Origin of the sequence: Rhodoferax bucti, assembly GCF_005876985.1 — a bacterium.
Taxonomy (GTDB): domain Bacteria; phylum Pseudomonadota; class Gammaproteobacteria; order Burkholderiales; family Burkholderiaceae_C; genus Allorhodoferax; species Allorhodoferax bucti.
Map to the genome: position 1 here is coordinate 101,423 of NZ_VAHD01000004.1, position 18,612 is coordinate 120,034.

Annotated in this window: 11 protein-coding genes; 6 read left to right on the forward strand and 5 right to left on the reverse strand. The window is 64.6% G+C overall.

The genetic code is table 11. The annotated features are described in order from the left end of the window. Positions 1–63: 63 nt before the first annotated feature. Complete coding sequence (locus tag FDM28_RS14965; RefSeq protein WP_138516530.1) at positions 64–1,416, forward strand: extracellular solute-binding protein; 1,353 nt, start codon at positions 64–66, stop codon at positions 1,414–1,416. A 17-nt stretch (positions 1,417–1,433) separates the two neighbouring features. Here the strand turns inward: FDM28_RS14965 and FDM28_RS14970 are convergent, their stop codons facing one another. Then, entirely contained in the window at positions 1,434–2,579 is a 1,146-nt protein-coding gene (locus FDM28_RS14970) for an alpha-hydroxy acid oxidase (RefSeq protein WP_138516532.1), read from the reverse strand. 136 nt (positions 2,580–2,715) lie between these two features. Between FDM28_RS14970 and FDM28_RS14975 the strand changes: the two genes are divergently transcribed. Together FDM28_RS14975 and FDM28_RS14980 are read left to right on the forward strand one after the other, a co-directional pair. Continuing rightward, entirely contained in the window at positions 2,716–5,670 is a 2,955-nt protein-coding gene (locus tag FDM28_RS14975) for a DUF2339 domain-containing protein (protein ID WP_170211808.1), read from the forward strand. Beyond that, positions 5,667–7,118 (forward strand): DUF3999 family protein, encoded by a 1,452-nt coding sequence (locus FDM28_RS14980; RefSeq protein WP_138516536.1) that lies wholly within the window; start codon positions 5,667–5,669, stop codon positions 7,116–7,118. The genes FDM28_RS14975 and FDM28_RS14980 overlap by 4 nt, the downstream gene beginning before the upstream one ends. Before the next feature lie 55 nt (positions 7,119–7,173). Here FDM28_RS14980 and pbpC read toward each other — a convergent pair whose 3' ends face one another. Then, positions 7,174–9,444 (reverse strand): penicillin-binding protein 1C, encoded by a 2,271-nt coding sequence (gene pbpC / locus FDM28_RS14985; protein ID WP_138516538.1) that lies wholly within the window; start codon positions 9,442–9,444, stop codon positions 7,174–7,176. A gap of 62 nt (positions 9,445–9,506) precedes the next feature. Here pbpC and FDM28_RS14990 point away from each other — a divergent pair, with 62 nt between their 5' ends. Together FDM28_RS14990 and FDM28_RS14995 are read left to right on the forward strand one after the other, a co-directional pair. Further along, the gene (locus FDM28_RS14990; RefSeq protein ID WP_138516541.1) at positions 9,507–10,607 is read left to right on the forward strand and encodes an NADH:flavin oxidoreductase; all 1,101 of its coding nucleotides are present in this window, start codon (positions 9,507–9,509) and stop codon (positions 10,605–10,607) included. An 8-nt stretch (positions 10,608–10,615) separates the two neighbouring features. Further along, positions 10,616–11,128, forward strand: a complete 513-nt coding sequence (locus tag FDM28_RS14995) for an SLOG cluster 4 domain-containing protein (RefSeq protein WP_138516543.1) — start codon at positions 10,616–10,618, stop codon at positions 11,126–11,128. A gap of 14 nt (positions 11,129–11,142) precedes the next feature. On the opposite strand, the gene FDM28_RS15000 is transcribed toward FDM28_RS14995, so the two are convergent. After that, complete coding sequence (locus tag FDM28_RS15000; protein WP_138516545.1) at positions 11,143–11,502, reverse strand: DUF1304 domain-containing protein; 360 nt, start codon at positions 11,500–11,502, stop codon at positions 11,143–11,145. Between the two features lie 95 nt (positions 11,503–11,597). On the opposite strand from FDM28_RS15000, the gene FDM28_RS15005 reads away from it, so the two are divergent. Then, entirely contained in the window at positions 11,598–12,065 is a 468-nt protein-coding gene (locus tag FDM28_RS15005) for a hypothetical protein (RefSeq protein WP_138516547.1), read from the forward strand. 11 nt (positions 12,066–12,076) lie between these two features. Here the strand turns inward: FDM28_RS15005 and FDM28_RS15010 are convergent, their stop codons facing one another. Both FDM28_RS15010 and FDM28_RS15015 read right to left on the reverse strand, forming a co-directional pair. Next, positions 12,077–12,526, reverse strand: a complete 450-nt coding sequence (locus tag FDM28_RS15010) for a hypothetical protein (protein WP_138516549.1) — start codon at positions 12,524–12,526, stop codon at positions 12,077–12,079. 2 nt (positions 12,527–12,528) lie between these two features. Then, a complete protein-coding gene (locus FDM28_RS15015) occupies positions 12,529–18,543 on the reverse strand; it encodes an alpha-2-macroglobulin family protein (RefSeq protein WP_138516551.1) in 6,015 nt (2,004 codons plus the stop codon). Positions 18,544–18,612 lie beyond the last annotated feature (69 nt).

Genomic DNA, 18,612 nt, shown 5'->3' on the forward strand with positions numbered 1-18,612 from the left:
GCCCGGGAGTTATGCCCGGCGCCACTATAAAAAACGGACTGCGCCGGTAAGAAAGTTCACGGCATGTCGTTCACGCCCCCCGCTGTTGTCAGCCGCCGCCAGGTGGTGGGCGCTGGCACGTTTGCGGTTTTTGGCAGTGCCTTGCCGGTGGCTAGCAGCCATGCGCAAGACCGCTATGCCCGCTTCCGGGGGCAAACGGTGGCGTTTTGCATCCCCGACCACCCGCATTACGACGTGATGCAAAAGCTGCTGCCGCAGTTCACTGCAGACACCGGCATCAAGGTGGAGCTGGCGCGCGAAAACATTTTGCGCATGAAGCATGTGCAACTGGCCGAAATGGCCAAACCCCAAAGCAGCTTCGACCTGGTGACCTACATCGTCACCTGGAAGGGCGAGTACGTTAAAAAGAACCTGATTGCCCCGCTGGAGCCGTTTTTCAAAGACGCACGCCTGGCCGACCCCGACTATGCGATGGGCGATTTGGTGCCCCGCTATGTGCAAAACATCGGCTTGGTGGGCGGGCCCAAAGGCTACCTGCCGGGGCCCGGCGCGCGCTTGTACGGCTTGCCCTTTGGCGCCGAGACCTCGGTGCTGGCCTACCGCCGCGATGTGTTTGAAAAACACGGTTTCGTAGCACCCCGCACCTACACCGAGCTGGCCCGGCTGCTGCAGCCCCTGCGTGAGAAAACCGGCATGGCCGCGCTCACCTCGCGCGCGCAGGCGGGCCACAACTGTGTGCATGCTTGGCTGCTGCACCTGAATGCGCTGGGGGGCCGGGTGTTTGACGACCGGTGGATGCCCCGCTTTCACCAGGCGCCCGGCGTGCAGGCGCTGGAGCTGCTCAAGCAAATTGCGGATACCGGCCCCAAAGGCATGGCGCAATTCACCTACAACGACATGCTGGCGAGCTTTCTGCAGGGCGAGAGCGCGATGTATCTGGACTCCACGGCCGTGTTTGGCGCGGTGCGCAGTTCGCCGTTGTCCAAGGTGGAAGGCAAGGTGAGCTATGTGCTGCACCCCCGTGGCAGCCACTACGCCTCGCAATCCGGCGGGTTGGGCTTGGCGATTCCGCGCACGGCAGCGCACGGCGAGGCCGCCTTTTTGCTGATGCAATGGCTGACCGCCAAGGCGCAAGACAAGGCCCTGGCCCGCATGGGCAATGCGCCGGGCCGGGTGTCCACCCTGACGGACACTGCCCTGGTGCGGCAATTCCCCGAGTTCATCACCCTGCGGGAGCAGCTGCGCTATGCCGATCTGGATTGGCGCCCCATCATCCCCGAGTGGGACGAGATCAACACCGGCCCCCTGGGTGCCGCCGTGCACCAAGGGCTGACCGGCGTGAAGCCTCCGGCCAAGGCGCTGGGGGACATCGTGCACCGGGTGAACGACATCATGGCCGCTGCGGGTTACCGCTGAGCGGCCGGGCCAGGCGCTTAGAAAGTGCCTGGCACCAGAATGCCTTGGTTCACATTCTGGATGTTGGTGTGGCCGCAGAAAGCCATGGTCACATCCAGCTCTTTGTGGATGATTTGCAGAGCTTTGGTAACCCCGGCTTCGCCCATGGCGCCCAGGCCATAGACCATGGCGCGGCCGATCATGGTGCCCTTGGCACCCAGGGCCCAAGCCTTGAGAACATCTTGCCCGCTGCGGATGCCACCATCCATCCACACCTCCAACTTGTCGCCCACAGCGGCCACGATGGGGGGCAGTGCGCTGATGCTGCTGGGGGCGCCATCCAGTTGGCGGCCGCCGTGGTTGCTCACCACAATGGCGTCGGCACCGCTTTCGGCGGCGAGCAGGGCGTCTTCCACATCCTGAATGCCTTTGAGGATGAGCTTGCCCCCCCATTTTTCCTTGACCCATTTCACGTCGTCCCAGGAGAGGCGGGGGTCGAACTGCTCGTTGGTCCAGGCGGCCAGCGACTTCATGTCGCTCACCGACTCCACATGGCCCACCAGGTTGCGGAAGGTGTGGCGCTTGGTACCCAGCATCCCTAGGCACCAGCGCGGCTTGGTGGCCAGGTTGATGATGTTGGCCAGTGTGGGGCGGGGCGGGGCAGTGAGGCCGTTTTTCAGGTCTTTGTGGCGCTGGCCGATCACTTGCAAATCCAAGGTGAGCACCAGGGCGCTGCAGCGGGCTGCGCGCGCGCGCTCAATCATTTTGGCCATGGCATTGCGGTCGCGCATCATGTAGAGCTGAAACCAGAAGGGCGAGGAGGTGTTTTCGGCAATGTCCTCGATCGAGCAGATGCTCATGGTGGACAGCGTGAACGGAATGCCAAACTTCTCGGCCGCGCGTGCCGCATGGATTTCGCCATCCGCATGCTGCATGCCGGTGAGGCCCACGGGGGCGATGGCCACGGGCATTTTGGCCGGCACGCCGACCATGGTGGTGGCGGTGCTGCGGTTTTCCATGTTCACCGCGACACGCTGGCGCAGCTTGATCTTCTGGAAATCGCTTTCGTTGGCACGGTAGGTGCCTTCGGTCCAGGAGCCGGAGTCGGCGTAGTCGTAAAACATGCGGGGTACCCGCTTTTCGGCTAGGACGCGCAGGTCTTCAATATTGGTGATCACGGGCATGCAAAGTCTCCTTTTTCGTGCCTGCATGGTAGTGCGCGGCCCGACCGGTGGTTGTGAAATCCGGTTCCGGTGGCGTGAAATTATTGAAGGCCCCTGGGCTAGACTGCGCGGACAAATCAATAGAGGGAGATGCAACATGGTGCTATGGGGTGCAATCTGGGGAGCCATCATCGGGTTTGCCTCGGCCCGGTATGACCAGGGGTCGGCGCTGCTGCTGGGGGCCTTGCTGGGGGCTCTTGCCGGCGTGACCTTGCGCCGCGCTATCCAGAAGCAAATTGCCAAAGAGCTGGCGCAGGCCCAAGCTGCCTATGCGCCTACCCGCCTGCAAGCTCCCGCTGCGCCTGATGATCAGGCCGTACAGCCCGCCACAGCACCCGCAGCCGCAGACGAGCCCTGGGGCGTCCATACCCTGCCACCGGAGCAGGAAACGGTGCAGTCCCCCGAGTTGCCGCAGGCAGAGCCTGCTCAAGCGCCCGGTGCACCCGCGCGCCACCGCACGGTGGACATCAGCACACCGCCCGACTTGGCCTTGCCCGGCTTTGTGGGCGATGCCTGGGCGGCGGCCAAGGCCTGGCTGCTGGGCGGCAACACCATCGTGCGGGCCGGTGTGCTGGTGCTGTTTGTGGGCTTGGCCTTTTTGGCCAAGTTTGCGGCAGACAACGCTTTGTTGCCTCCGGAGTTGCGCCTGGCGGCTGTGGGGGCGGCCGGTATTGCCTTGCTGGTATTCGGCTGGCGCCTGAAAAACCGCCAGCCTTCGCGGGACGCCTATGCGCTGACCCTGCAAGGCGCCGGGGTGGCCGTGCTGTATTTGACGGTGTTTGCCGCATTCCGCCTCTACCAGTTGCTGCCGGCGCAGGCGGCGTTCGGGGTGTTGGCGCTGATTTGCGCCTTGTCGACCGCCATTGCTTTGCTGCAAAACGCGCTGCCCATGGCCTTTATCGGGTTTGCGGGTGCGTTTGCGGCGCCGCTGCTGGTGTCCACCGGGCAGGGCAACCATGTGGGGTTGTTTGCCTACTACCTGCTGCTGGGGGTAGGCATTGCAGTGGTGGCTTGGCTGCGCGCCTGGCGCGCGCTGAATTTGCTGGGCTTTTTTGCCACCTTCGGGGTGGCGACCTTATGGGGCAGCCTGAAGTACGAGCCTGCGTTGCTGAGCAGCACCGAGCCCTTTTTGCTGGCCTTTTTTGCTTTGTATTTGTTGGCCAGCCTGTTTTACGCCACCCGCCATGGCTTGCGCCCGCAGCAAGCGGTGGACGCCACACTGATCTTCGGCCTGCCCATCGTGGCCTTCGGGCTGCAGGCGGCGCTGGTGCGCGAGGTGGAATATGCCGCCGCGTTTTCCGCGCTGGCTTTGGGGGCGCTGTACCTGGGGCTGGGCTGGTGGGCCTTGCGGCGTCAAGGAGGCCATGCAGCAGGTGATGAAGCTGCAGAGGGCGCTCACGTCGGCCGCTGGCTGGCCGAGTGCTTTTTGGCCTTGGGTATGGGCTTTGCCACGCTGGCCGTACCGCTGGCACTCGATGGCCGCTGGACCAGCGCGGTATGGGCCGCAGAGGGCGCTGCCGTGTTCTGGATGGGGCGGCGCCAGCAACGCTGGCTGGCGCGGCTGGCAGGTCTGGTGTTGCAGGTGCTGGCTGCCATGAGCTATTTGCAGAGCGTGCCGCTGTCGTCTGCAAGCGTTTGGCCCTTGGCCAACCCGGCGTTTATCGGTGCGGTGTTGCTGGCCGCTTCGGCGGGGGCGCTGGCGCACTGGACCCGCAGCAGCGCTCCCACGGCGACCGATGCCACAGCGCAGGCCGGCGGCTCCCGCTGGGCGCAAATGCTCACGCTGCTGGAGGGCAAGCTCTCGCCAGTGCTGTTTTGGGTGGGTTTTGCCTGGTGGCAGTGCGCCTTGATGGGTGAGATAGAGCGCCGGGTGCCCGACGCCAGCGGCTACATGGCCCCGTGGTTGCCCCCGATGCTGCAGTCGCACCTGGAGATGCTGGGCTGGCTGCTCAGTGCCTGGGCAGCGCACCGCTTGGCACTGCCAAGCCGGGCCCAACCGTGGGCGATTGCGGCCACGCCGGCGTGGTTCAATCTGCCGGTGATGCTGCTGTTTGCCTTCCAGGGCTTGGCGCAGATGGACCATGTGTTCCAGTACGGGGGCTGGTGGGCCTGGCCTCAGGCTTTGGTGCTGCACTTTGTCACCCTGCGGGGGGTAGACGCTATGGCGCCGCACATCTGGTGGCGCAGGGTGCACAGCGGTGGGGTGTGGCTGCTGGTGCTGTTGGCGGGCAACCTGCTGGTTTGGGCGGTCCAGGGTGCGCAGTTGCAGGGCACCAGTTGGGCGGCCGTGATCTTTTTGGTGGCCGGCGTGCTGGTGCTCTTGCTGCTGTGCCGCGAAGACTGGTACGACGCCGACAGCCGCGCCCGCCTGCGCTGGCCGCTGGACCGGTTTGCCCCAGCCTACTTTTGGACGGCGGCGCTGCCCCTGGTGGCCGGTGTGGCTAGCGGTGCGCTGCTGGTGTCCGTGCACTCCGATGGCAATGCCCGCCCTTTGCCCTACGTGCCCTTGCTGAACCCCACCGATATCACCGTGGCCCTGGCCTTGCTGGCGTGTAGCTTGTGGTTGCGCCGCGTGCGGGAGGGCGGTTTGGACGTGCCGCTGTGGATTCACTCCCGCCGCTGGACGCTGGGCCTGGCCGCGCTCGCCTTTGTGGCCTTCAACACCGTGTGGCTGCGGGTGGCCCACCACTTTGCCGGCGTGCCGTGGGATGCGGGGCGCATGTTTGATTCCTTCCTGGTGCAGGCGGGCTATTCGATTTTGTGGACCCTGCTGGCCCTGGGCCTGATGCTGCTGGCCCACCGCCGCGGGCTGCGGCCGCTGTGGGCGGGCGGCGCAGGGCTGCTAGGGCTGACGGTGGCCAAGCTCTTTTTGGTGGACTTGAGCAACAGCGGTGGCTCGGAGCGCATCGTGGCCTTCATTGCCGTGGGCGTGTTGATGCTCGTGGTGGGCTATGTGGCGCCCTTACCACCTGCACTTTCGCCCCCCCCGGTGGACGTGCCGCTGGACGAGGATGCGCCTACCAAGCCCGGCGCGATCGGAGTCCAGCCATGACGCGGCCGGGGGTGTGGCGCCGCGCCGGTTGGGTAGGTTGCCTACTGGCCTGCACCGTGGTGCCTTTGCGGGCGGCCGAGGCGCCAGTGGCCTCTGAGTTCGCTTGGCGCGGCACCGTGAGCCCGGCTGACGGTAGCAGCCTGGTGCGCATCAGCCTGCCGGTGGATGCGCTGACCCGGCTGCAAACCCACCGCGCGCAGGATGTGCGGGTGTTCAACGCGGCGGGCGAGGTGGTGCCCTACGCGGTGCTTCAGGCCGGCGACTTGGAGCGCAGCGCGCCCGTGGTACAAACCCGCGCCTACCCGGTGCTGCCGCTGTACAGCAGCGCGTTGCCGGGTGCCGCGAGCAGCGTAGCTCCGCCCCCGGGCACGCTGGAAATTCGCTGGAGCGCCGAGGGCACCACGACCTCTGCCTGGGTGCGGCCGGGTGCCAAACCTACGCCCGGCGACGCGCAGGCCTTGCCCGCCGCCTTGCTGGACATGCGCACCGAGAGCCAGCCGCTGGCGGCCCTGGAGCTCAAGGGCGATTGGCCGCGCAACGCCTTGGTGCACCTGGAGCTGGCCAGCAGCAGCGACTTGCAAACCTGGACTCCTGTGCCGGTGAAAGGCCCGGTGTTCCGCTTCGACGGGGCCGACGCCCCGGCCAACACGGCGCTGGAGTTGCAGCAGGCCCAGAGTTTTCAGAACAGCTACCTGCGCGTGCGCTGGGCGGCCGCCGATGGCGTGCGCCTGCACAGCGTGACCGGCCGTGTGGCCCGGCCCCGTGAGCAGGCGGAGCCGGTGCTCACCGATGTGGGCGAAGGCACGGTGGATGGTGCTTTTGCCAGGGTGTGGAATCTGCCCTTTGCCACGCCGGTATTGGCGCTGCAAGTGCAAGCCCTGCAAGACAACACGCTGGTGCCGCTGCGCATCTCCGGCCGTGGTGACGCGGCCCAGCCGTGGCGCTTGCTGGCGAGCACCGTGGTCTACCGCATGGACACGGTGGCCGGTGGACGCAGCAACCCGCCGCAACCCTTGCCCGGCAGTGCCTTGCGGCAGCTGCGTCTGGAAACCAGCAACGGTTTACCGCTGCCCGCTGCGGGTGTGCGGGTGAGTGCGGCATTGGCGCCGGTGCAGGTGGCATTTTTGGCGTCCGGGTCTGGCCCGTTTCAGGTGGTTGCGGGGCGGGCGGGCACTGCCGCCGCATCGGTGGAGGCCGGCACGCTCGCTAGTGCCTCGGCCACGCCCCTGCAGACCCTGCCGTTCACGCCGGTGCGGCAGTTGCGGGCAGACCTGCCCGGTGCGCCCCAGCTGTGGGCCGCCTCGCTATTGCCGGCGAACCTGACGGTACGCAGCGCGGCCCTGTGGGCGGTGCTGCTGCTGGGGGTGGCGGTCTTGGCAGGGGTGGCCTATGCGTTGCTGCGGCAGCTGAACGCCGCCAAGGCTTCGGCATCTCCCAAGCAGGATTGAACGGGCACCGGGCGGGAGGAGGGCTTCCCGCGTGCCCGTTGTCGCGCGTATTGTTTCAGCGGCCCGCGGGCTTCGGGGCCTGCGCTTTGACGCCCGCGCCGCGCACTTCGAGCCGCACCTGGTCGAGCACCTTGCCCTTGGCGTCCACGATCTGAATCACATGCCGGCCCGGCCAGGGTAGCCACAACGCGGTGTTGCCTTTGGCGACTTGCTTGCCGTCGATCAACCAGCGCAAGTTGCTGCCTTCGGCCTCCAGGCTCAGGCGCTGGGCCTGGGGCGGAATGTCGGGATCCAGTGCGAGGATGGTGCCGCTGGTGGGGGCGGTGATGCGTGCGGTGCTGGACGCGCTGTTGCCGGGAGGTTTTGCATCATTTTGGCCTCTAGCGCTCGTGGAATGTGCGCGAGAAGCTCCTTTTTCCATAGCAAAGCTAGTCTGCTCGGTGCCGCTAATGAACCATTCGCTACGAGGCGCTTCGCTTTCCACCGTCACCGTTTTTTGCACCAGACCTGTCGGGGGCTGGGGGGCGCGGCTGCTGCGCTGGCGGTGGAGCTGGTGCATCACCGCGGCCCAGATAGGGGCGGCGCCGGTGGTGCCGCTCACATCCCACATGGGGGCGCCGCTGGCGTTGCCCACCCACACGCCCACGGTGTAGCGCTGGCTGTAACCCACGGCCCAGTTGTCGCGCATGTCTTTGCTGGTGCCGGTTTTGACTGCGGCCCAGAAGCGGGTGGCCAGCACGCTGTCGGTGCCGAAGGTGCGGGCACGGGCCATGGGGTCGCTGAGGATGTCGCCTACGATAAAGGCCGCCCGCGCATCCAGCGCCGGGCTGAAGGGCGGAGGCGCGCGGCCCACGGTGAGCCGGGTGGGGCTGGCGCGGCCACCATTGGCCAGTGTGCGGTAGCTGTTGGTCAGGTTGAGCAGCGTGGTTTCTGCGCTGCCCAGGGCCAGGCTGTAGCCATAAAAGTCGCCACTTTCCTTGAGCGGCATTCCCATGCGGGCCAGCTGTTTCTGAAAAGCGTCGGGCGACACCATGACCAGCGTGCGCACTGCCGGCACATTGAGCGAGGCGCCCAGTGCGGTGCGGGCCGAGACCCAGCCTTTGAACTGGCGGTCGTAGTTCTGCGGAATGTAGAGGCCGCCGGTGGTCTGGATTTGGGTGGCCGAGTCCTCGAGCAGGGAGGCGGCGGTGATGCGCCGCTCCGCCAGCGCCTGCCCGTACAAAAACGGCTTGAGCGTAGAGCCGGGCTGGCGCAGCGAGGTCACAAAGTCCACCTCAGGCGCAGCGCTCAGGGGGCCGCTGCTGTTGACCCAGGCCAGTACCTCGCCACTGGCGTTGTCCAGCACCAGCAAGGCGGCATCTTCCACATGCCGACCACTCAGCTCGCGCAACTGGGTTTGCAGTGCCTGCTGGGCAAAACGCTGCAGGGGCGCGCTCAAGGAGCTGCGTATGGTGGCGGGTGCTGCGGCATCTGACGCTCCATCTGTCGAACGTGAGCGGGCCAGCTGGCGCGCCACATGCGGGGCGATGCCCTCGCTTGCCGCAAAGTCGCGGCGGGCCAAGGCGGACGCCACAAACAGCTCCATGGCTTCGCAGCCGCCGCTGCTTGGGCCTGCGGCCTTGTTTGCGCTGGGGGGCTCCAGGGTTTTGAACACACTGCAGGCCCGCTGGGTGACCTGTGCCTCTTTGGCATTGGGCGCGCGGATCAGGGCGGCGGCCATGGCGGCCTCGCGGTGGTCCAGGCCGTGCGGGGCCTTGCTGAAGAGGCTGCGGCTCAGCGCATCAATGCCCACCAGCTCGCCCCGAAAAGGCACGAGGTTGAGGTAGGCCTCCAAAATCTGGTCTTTGCGCCAACCGCGCTCCAGGTTCTCGGCGGCTATGGTTTGGCCCAGCTTTTGTACGATGCTGCGGCCGGAGTTGCTGCGCTTCAAATCCTCGTCCAACAAGCCGGCAAGCTGCATGGTGATGGTGGAGGCGCCCCGGGTTTTGGTGTTCCACAGGTTGGCCCAAGCGGCGGCGGACACGGCCCGCCAGTCCACTCCGCTGTGCTCGTAAAAGCGTTTGTCCTCGCTCAGCACTAGCGCCGTGCGCAGCGCAGGCGACACATCGGCCAGCGCCACCCACTGCCCGCGGCGCACGTTGGTGTCGGTCCGCAGGCGGTGCAGCACTTCGCCTTGGCGGTCCAGCAGCAAGGTGTCGGAGGGTTGGTAGCCAGCCTTTACTTGCTCAAAAGTGGTCTTGGCGCCCGCCGAATGTGCGCAAGCAGCTATCAAAAGCGTAGCAAAAGTGAGGCGCAGCCTGCCTGTAGCCTTGGTGACCTTGGGCACGGTGTGCCAAGTTTGGTCTGCGTAAACTGTGTTGATCTGCAACCCACCCACCTTTTGCTCTTATGTCTAACGCCGCACCCTTGTTCCAGCCCTTCAGCTTCAAAGGCTTGAAGCTTGCCAACCGCATTGTCATGGCACCCATGACCCGTTCTTTCTCGCCCGGCGGCGTGCCCACTCCGGCGGTGACCGAGTATTACCGCAAGCGCGCTGCTGCCGCTGTGGGACTGATTGTTTCCGAAGGCACGGTGGTGCAGCGCCCGTCCGCCGCCAACGACCCTGATGTGCCGCACTTCTGGGGCGATGCCGCCCTGGCCGCTTGGCAAGACGTCATCAACTCCGTGCACCAGGCCGGTGGCGTGATGGCGCCACAGCTCTGGCACGTGGGCGCAGCCCGCAACCCGCGCACCACCTGGACAGCGCCACCGCCCGTGGATTCGCCCTCCGGCCTGTCGCGCCCCGGCAAAGCCTTTGGCGAGCCCATGACAGACGAGGCCATTGCCGACACCATTGCCGCCTTTGCAAAGGCCGCCGGTGCCGCCAAGCGCCTGGGCTTTGACACCATTGAGCTGCATGGCGCCCATGGTTACTTGATCGACCAGTTCTTCTGGGAAGGCACCAATGTGCGCACCGACAAATACGGTGGCGACTTGGTGGCCCGTGGCCGCTTTGCCGCGGAAATCTTGAAGGCCGTGCGCGCCGAAGTGGGCCCGGACTACCCGGTCATCATCCGCCTCTCGCAGTGGAAGCAGCAGGATTACGCTGCCCGCATTGCTCAGACGCCCGACGAGATGGCCGCATGGCTGCAGCCACTGGCTGACGCAGGCGCAGACATCTTTCATTGCTCGCAGCGCCGTTTCTGGGAGCCGGAGTTTGAAGGCTCTGACCTGAACTTTGCCGGCTGGGCCAAAAAGCTCACCGGCCGCCCCACCATCACCGTGGGCTCGGTGGGCCTGAGTGGTGAGTTCATCGCGGCTTTTGGAGGCGAAAGTTCCAAGCCTGCTTCGCTGGACGAACTGCTGCGCCGCTTTGATCGGGGCGACTTTGACCTGGTGGCAGTAGGCCGGGCGCTCATTAGCGACCCGGATTGGGCTGTGAAGGTGCGTGACGGCCGCGAGGCGGAGTTGTCGAACTTCTCGCCGGCAGCGCTGGGCACCTTGGTCTAAGGCACGCCATGGCCACGACGATCCGCCGACGGCAGGTATGTGTGTTGGGAAGTGCAGAGCCCGGCTCGGCGGCGTATGCACTTGCTGGTGAGGCCGGCCGCCTGATGGCGGGGCTGGGCATCACGGTGGTCAGTGGCTGTGGCAGCCCGGCCACCCGCCATGCCGCCGAATGCGCGGTGGCTGCAGGCGGGCAGGTGCTGAGCATCATCCCCGAAGGCGAAATGCCGTCGCCCGATTGGCCTGCCACCGTGGTGGTGCCTTCAGGTGTGGGGGATGCGCGCAATTTGTTGATGGCCCTGGCGGGCGACGCCTGCCTGGTCATAGGCGGGCGGGCCGGCACCATTTCGGAGGTGTGCCTGGCCTGGTTGCACAAACGGCCCTTGCTGCCGCTAACCGGCTGCGGCGGCTGGTCCGATCAGCTGGAGCAGAACCCGCCGGATGAGCGCAAAAACTCACCCATATTGCCTTGGGTTTCGGTGGCAGAGCTGGAAGCGCGCTTGAAAGCGTTGGGACTCGCTTAAGGCTAATGCCTGCGTCAGAGCAGGTAGAGTGCAGCCAAGCCCAAAACGGCGGGCACGGTCTGGATGTACAGAATGCGCACCATCACCGTGACCGCACCCCATACGCCTGCCACCGCCACGCAGGCCAGCCCGAAAGTGGCAAATGCCTTGGCTATCGCCGGGTCGGGGTAGACCAGGCCCAGCAACAGGGCAGCGGCCAAAAATCCGTTGTAGCAGCCCTGGTTGGACATGGCCGCCTTGCGCGCCTCCACCTCGGACGGCGGAATGCCAAATACCTTTACCCCACGGCTCTTGTAGAGCACGGTTTCCAGCAGAAAGATGTACACGTGGATCAGGCAGACCAGTGCAATGAGGGTTGGGGCTAGGAAGTGCATGGGGTTTGCCTTTGGAGGTGGATATGGCGCGAAGAATACCCACTTGCTGTGCAAGCGCGGGCCATACTTGACGCCTGCGTTACACCCACCGCCCCATGACCGTCCACACCACCCTGCACCTCGGTGCCGACATCAGCAACATTCTCTGCACCGAAGCCGGTAGCGTCGTCTTGCAACAAGAGCTGCCGCTGGGCACCGCATCGCTGGCACGCCAATGGATGCGTCACACGCCGCCTACGCCGCTGGACATTGAGCACGCGATCGAACAGACCGAAGATGTGGTGATGCCACTGGCAGCCAAGCTGGCTCGCACGGAGCAGTTGCAGCTAAGTGGATCAGGCGCTGCGTTGATTCTGCAAGCGGTGAGCGCTGCGCCGGATGCCGCGCTGCATTGGAGCCTGGAGGAAGTGGAAGACCTGTTCAACCGCATCGCCATGGTCAGCCAAGGCCGGCCTAGCGGGCAAGAGGCTTTGCCGACGGCGCCGGAGTTTTATGCGGCGATGGTGATCCTGCGGGAGTGTTTGCACCACCTGAGGTTTGATGGGGTGATGTTGCGGGCTTAGCCCTTTTCACTTCAATGCTGAACAATGTAGACGCCTTCAATTTGGCCATCTGTGTTGAAGTGGATGTCGAGGGAGTCGAAATCGATCCGAAGCCCGCTGCACATGCCAAGGTAGTACTGGTGCACTGAGTCTTTGATTATGTCGGGCTTGCCGAGTAACGCTTCCACGTCATGCGTGGTTTGGCCTGCACGAAGGATGTTGGTTTTTATGTCGTGCGCCATCCCGCCGCGATAGCAGAAAAAATCATCTGCTTTTTTGCTGAGCAACTTCCATTCTTGCGGATGGAAGTTGGATGTTTTGAATATTCCTCCGGTAAACAGCCAGTACTGCCAACCCAGCAAGAGGAGGAAGGCTCCAAGAGCAACAACCATCAAGGTACCGACCACCCGCCACGCACCCCATGTCCTAAGTAATTGAACTCCGGCTTCGGGCGACTCATTTTCATTGCGAGTGTTGCCCATCTTCACTTCACCCCCACCACTTTCACCCGCGCATTCGGCGCCTCCCCAAACATCTCCGGCGCGTACATCGCTTCCACGCGTGAGGGCGGCAGCGAAAACTCACCCACGTTGTTCAGGCGGATGGTGTATTCCATCTTGACCACGCCCTTGGGCAGGTACTCGTAGTAGCTGCGGAAGGATTCGAAGCTGCGTTCTTCGAATGCGGCCCAGCCGTAGCCTTCTTTCTTCTCGCCCTGCGTGGCGATCTCGCTGTCGCGGCCCAGGCCGCTGCCCAGAATCGTGGCGCCGCCGGGCACGGGGTCGGTGATGGCGACCCAGGTCATATCGGCGCTGGCGTTCACCTCAATGCTGATGCGCAGCACGTCACCGCGCGTGTAGCTGCCGGCCGGCAGGCTCTTGTTGGCCTGCTCCACAGGAGTGATGGTTTTCTTGATCTGGTAGCCTGCAAAGAACGGTGCTTTCAGTTGCACCGCTGCTACTGACTGCAGTGTGAGCCACGGCTTGCCCGCGCCCTGGTGGGTCACGTTCAAGGTGTCTTTGACCGCAGTTTTGCTCCAGGGCAAGAACATGGTGTTGTTCTTTAGGTTGCCAGGCGAAGCAGGGGCGCCGAAGATGCTGGTCTGGTGTGCAGCGCCCGAAGCATCGGTGGTCTTGATGCGCTCGACCTTGCTCCAGTCCACTGCCGCTGAGCCTGTGCTCATCGAAGTCTTGGTTGTGCCTGCCACTGGCACGGCTTCAAACTTGGCGCTGAACTTTTCCAGTGCCAAGCCGCCCCACAGGTTGGCGGTGGTGGTGTGCCAGGCGCCGTTTTGTTGGCGGCTGATGAAGCCGTTGGCCAGGCGGCCCATATCGTCTTTCCAGGCCGGGTCGTCCAGCACACTCAAGATGAGGCGCGCGGTGTTCACGTCTCCGCTTTGCATCAGCCACCACCAGTAGTCTTCCTTCTCGCTGCTGAAGATCATCTTGGTGCCCTGGTAGCTGATGCGGCTGCGCAGGATTTGGTTGGCCTCGGCCAAACGCTTGTCGCGCTCGGGTACATCGCTCACGCGCTTCAAGATGTTGAGCCAATCAAGCACCGCATGCGTGGGCCACTGGTTGGGCGCGATGGTGATACTGTTCACCATGCGGCCTTGGGCCTTGCCATAGCGCGACAGTGCTTCGATGGCGGCCAGCTTGCGCATGTCCAGGTCTTTGCGGGGGCTCCAGAACTCGCGCTGGATGCGGCCTTCCACAAAGGCGATCAGGCCGCGCTCCATGGGCGCGCGTATCTCGTCGCTCAGAGCAAACGCCGGGTCAATGCTTGAAGCCTCGTGGGTCGCAGCCAGCAAGTAGGCGGTCAGCGTGTCACTGCCGCGATTGGCCTCTCCATCGCGCGGCGGGAAGTAGTTGGCCAGGCCGTCGCTGTCCAGGTAGCTCGGTATTTGCGCGGCTACGGTTTGCCACAGCTTGCCATCGCGCAGGCCCACGCTCTTGCTGGTCTTTTGCTCCAGGCAGGCAAAGGGGTAGAGGGCAAACCAGTCTTTCACGCCCGGCAGGCCTTCGGCCAGCTTGGGTTGCAGCGCCATCTTCAGGCCGCCACGGCCGGGCAGAGCATCGGCAGGCGCATTCACGTCCATGGTGAGCGGACCGTCAATCTGTACCAGCGTGGCCTGCTGCACCGTGAGCGGCACGGCAGGCACGATGCGTTGGCGGGCCTTCAGCGCGTCTTTGGCGCCGCTGATGGTGTCCTTGGCCTCAATCTCCCACAGGATGGCCTCGTTGCGGCTCAAGGCGAGCTGTGCGGGGGCAGTCACGTTCCATGCAACCTCACGGGCATCTCCCGCAGGTATATCAACGGTTTGTTGCTCTAAATTTAATAGCGCTGCCCGGGGGGTGACGAGCACCTTCATGGCCTGCTTGGTGGTGTTGCGCAGCGTGAGCTGGGCGCGGAACTGGTCGTCCTCACGCACTAGGGGCGGCAGGCCGCTGATGATTTGCAGGTCTTGCGTGGCGCGGATGCTGGTGCTGCCGGTACCAAACAAGCCGCTGGAGGCATCTGCCACCGCAACAATCTTGAAGGTGGTGAGTGCATCGTTGAGTGGCACGGTCACCTGGGCCTGGCCATTGGCGTCCAGCTTGAGTGCTGGCTTCCAGAGCAGCAGGGTCTCCAACAGCTCACGCGCACCGCTGTGGCCGCCCCCGCCACCGGGTGCCACGGCCTTGCGGCCATAGTGACGCCGGCCGATGATTTCCATTTGCGCGGTGGATGTTTCTACGCCCCAGCTGCGCCGCTGCAACATGGCATCGAGCAGGTTCCAGCTGCGATTGGGCATCAGCTCCAGCAGGGCCTGGTCCACGGCGGCCAGGGCCACCTCCGCATTGGCGGCGGGCTGGCCGTTGGGCAGCTTCACGGTGATGGTGACTTGCGCCTTGCCGCGCACGGCGTAGCTTTCCTTGTCGGCCTTCACGCTCACGGCCAGTTCATGCGCCTTGGTGCCCACGCGGATTTCGGCCACGCCCAGACGGAAGGCGGGCTTGCTCAAGTCCACCAACGCGGTGGGCGCTACGTACTCGCGCCCCTCGTACCAGAAGCTGGTCCACCACTCACGCGGGGCCTTGTAGCCCCAGGTGAAGAAGCTGTACCACGGCACCTCGCGCAGGCGGCCGCGCAGCACCAGTGCGCTCACATACACATTGGGCCCCCAGCCTTCCTGAATCTTCAGGCTGATGGTCGGGTCTTGCCCGTTGAGCTGCACCACCTCGGTCTGCACAATGCCTTCGCGCTCCACGGCCACCAGGGCCGTGGCAAAGCGGAAGGGCATGCGCACCTGGAACTTGGCGGTCTCGCCCGGTTGGTAGCTCTTCTTCTCGGGCAGCAGGTCGATGCGATCGGTATTCTCACCACCAAACCACAGCTCGCCCTGCTTGGTGACATACACGCTGCTGGCCGCCTGGATGCTGTTGCCACTGCTGTCCTTGGCCGTCACCACCAGTTCCACTTCACCGGCTTCGTTCAGCGCGGTTTCGCACAGCAACAGGCCGCGCGAATCGCTCTTGCCACTGCAGACGCTGCCCAGCTCTTTGGTGCTGGTTTTGTTGTCGTAGGTGTAGAAGCCGCCCACCATGCGCTTGCGCGTGGTGGTGGTGATGCGGGCGGTGGCTTTTACCTCCAGCGCCACACCGGCTTGCGGTTTGCCGGACAAGTCCAAGGCGAGCGCGCGGAACTTGATCTTCTGCCCGCTGGAGACCCAGCCCTCGGTCTTGATACCGGCAATCACGCTGGCAGGCCACAGAGTCTGGGTGCTGCGCAGGGTTTGCACTTCGCCGTTGGGGTCAGAGTACGTGGCTTCCAGCAGCAGGTCTTGCGGCTGGCGGCTCTTGGGCACATCGGCAATGGTCAGCTTGCCGCCGCCGTTCTTGTCGAGGGTGATCGGCATTTTGTCGGCGATGACACGCGCATCCGCGCTGGCGGTGTTTTCTTCTTCGCCGTCGTCTGAGCGGGCTTGTTGCCCCACTTGCGGTGGCGAGAAGCTGAATTCGCTGAAGTCGGCAAAGTTCAGGCCCTTGCCCCGCACCAAGGCGGACACGCGCACCGGCAGGTTGACCGCGCCGCCACCAGAAACATAGTTGATCTGCACATCCACCGGCACCTGGGTGGCGTTGACCAAGGGCTTTTTCTCGGTGGGGGTGACGCGGCCCTCCAGCACCGGCAGGCGGAATTCTTCGACCCGGAACTCGCCGGTGAAAAAGTCCTGCCGCCCGTTGCCCCTTGATTCATTGCTGAGCTGCACCTGGTAAGCACCCAGCTTGGCGCCTTGAGGGATGGAGAAGCTGTTTTCTGCACTCAAGCCCCCGGTGGCGGTTTTGCGCCACTCCAGTTGCAGCGCGTATTGCTGGCCGCTGCCCATGTGGGTGATGAGTAGGGTGTCCGGCTTGGCATCCGGCAGGCCAAAGCCTTTGCTGGTTTGGGTGCGCAGTACGTGCTTCATGGACACGGTTTCGCCCGCGCGCAGCAGGGTGCGGTCGAAGATGGTGTGGGCTACTTCGTCGGGCTGGGGCTGGCGGCTGGTAGGCACGTTGAAGCGCCAGGGTTCGATGCCGCGGTTCCAGTCGCTCCAGGTAAAGGCCAGGTCTTGCACCGTGCCTTTGCCATCGGCCGCAGGCTGCGCGGCGCGGGCGCTCACAAAGTAGGCGCTGCTGTAGTAGCCGTCTTCCCCGTTGCAGCGGGGCGCTTGGGGCGACACGCCACTCAGGGTGGCAATGCCCTGGGCATCGGTCTGGCCACGGGCCACTTCTTGGCCCCGGCAATCGGACACCACGACTTGGGAACCGGCCACGGGCTTGCCCTTGTCCAGCGAGGTCACCCAGGCGAGCGCGTTTTCGCGGCCGAGCTTGAAGTGCACACCCAGGTTGGTCACCAGTGCGGCGGTGCGGACATACATGGTGCGACTATTGCCGTAGCGCTCGTCCAGTAGGCTGGTGCCCAGCTTTTGGGAGGCGATCTCCACCACATGGAAGCCGGGGGTGAGGGGAATGCCCACCACCTCGAAGGGGCGTGGGTCCTGGCTCTGGGGCTGGGGCAGGTCCAGCGTTTTGGCGCCGGGGCGGCCGTCCAAGAGCGAAAGCATGCGCGTTTGCACATAGTCGCGGTCTGTGGGCGTGGAAGGCTGGGGCAACTTGGTGCCCAGTTCGCGGGCTGCCTGGCTGCGGGAGATGTTGGTCTCGTCATAGCGCAATACCTTGCGGTACCAGGCAATGATGTCGGCGTCCGTCCCCGGCTGGAAGGTACGCACTTTGCCGGCAGGCGCCTTGGCGGCAGATTTGTCCTGCTCGGCGTTCAGTCCCTTGAACTTCAGCGCAGCTTCGACGTTGCGCAAGGTCACCGGCAGCATGGCCACGCCATCGGGCTCGGCAAAGCGCTCCACGATGCCGAAGGGTGAGGCCGCAAACTTGGCCAGCGGCGGCATGGCGGCGGTCGCGGTTTTGAGCGGGAAGCTGTCCGCATTGCGCAGGGTGCGGCCGGACGCGTCTTTGAAATCTTTGGGCAAGGTGATGGTCAGCTGGGCCTGCTCGGGCAGGCCGCCTTCAAAGCGCACGCTGTTGACCACGTTGTCTTCATCACCGCTGTCTTCCGCGAGCACGGGCTTGAAGCTGTTCTTGCCGTCACTCAGGCGAATGGCTTGCAGCAGCTTGGCCGACACCGGCGCATTGAAGCTGAGCTGCAGGGGGCGAATGGGCAGGCAGGCGGCCTGGGCGTTTTCCCGCTCGCAACTGAAGTTGGCCGCAAAGGGCTCGCGCACCTGGTAGGCAAACTGGCGCTCCACCGTGTTGGGCACACCGGGGGTGGTGCCGGTGGCCGGCGTGGCCACACCCTTGCCGAACACCACACTCACTTTGGCCGATGACGACAGGCGGCGCGCGCAAGTCATGGTCACATACGACAGCGGGTCAGCCTTGGCGTAGCCGTCCAATCCTTGGGCCTCCAGGAGCGCCGCGCGCTCTTTGCCCTCGAGAAGGCGGATGCCGATCTTTTCGCCCAGGTCGGATGCCTTGCACCACACATTGGCTTTCACGCTCTCCAGCGTGGCAGGGCCGCTGAGCTGCAAGATAAAGAACTGCTCCTCATCAATGCGGTAACCCTGGTAGGGCTGAATGCTGCGCACAAAGGGGCCACCGCTATTGAATTTATAGCTGCTCGCGCCCGTGATATCTGCGCCTTTGGGTGATTTGAATCCGGGTTTGGTTTGCACCGTGCAGCGCATCCCGGGGGGCAAATCGCGGTCGAAGTCGTAGGCCCACACCCGGTCGTTCACCCAGCGGCCGGTGCCTTTGGTGACTTGGGCGTCACTGCAGCTCAGGGTAAGCGGGGCTTCGGCCTTGGGGTCGCCGAAGTTGACTGCACTCTCGTCAAACTTGGCCACCAGCTGGCGCACCTGCGCCACTTCGCCTTGGGGTGAAAGGCTGATGATTTGCAGTGCTTGGGCGCTCCAGCTCAAGGCGGCCAAACCGCAGGCCAGCAATGCATTTTTTGTTTTCATGGTCGCTCCCCGAAAAAGTGCGCTCAGCGTAGCCGAAAACAGGGGCGGCAACGTGACCATCCGGCGTGG